This window comes from Shewanella sp. GutDb-MelDb, from assembly GCF_002836075.1.
Lineage (GTDB): Bacteria > Pseudomonadota > Gammaproteobacteria > Enterobacterales > Shewanellaceae > Shewanella.
Genome location: NZ_PJBM01000097.1, coordinates 1 through 244 on the forward strand (window position 1 = coordinate 1; position 244 = coordinate 244).

General features: G+C 45.5%; 1 protein-coding gene. It reads right to left on the reverse strand.

Annotated features, from left to right (window positions below; all coding sequences use genetic code 11):
• Positions 1-9 precede the first annotated feature (9 nt).
• On the reverse strand, positions 10-244 hold a 235-nt coding region (locus CXF82_RS22445; protein WP_219621765.1), incomplete at its 5' end, for a hypothetical protein.

A 244-nucleotide genomic window follows, 5' to 3' on the forward strand; every position in this document is an offset into this window, starting at 1 on the left:
TGCTCTGCGCTAGGGATTTTTTCGTTTATTAGCTTTTTGAATAGTTACTCTCACATGGGAAGTAAATAGCGTATGCGAAGCATGCATCAATTCATGTGATAGTAGGGCGAATATCGTAATAGCGATGTGCTTATGAGCGCGTAGCTGGCCATGACAGGCGCCACTCTTTCTAAGATGGGTCTCGAAAGAGAGTGAATAGCCCGTTGCTAACGCAACGGGCTTTTTTACGTCTGTGATTTGGGCG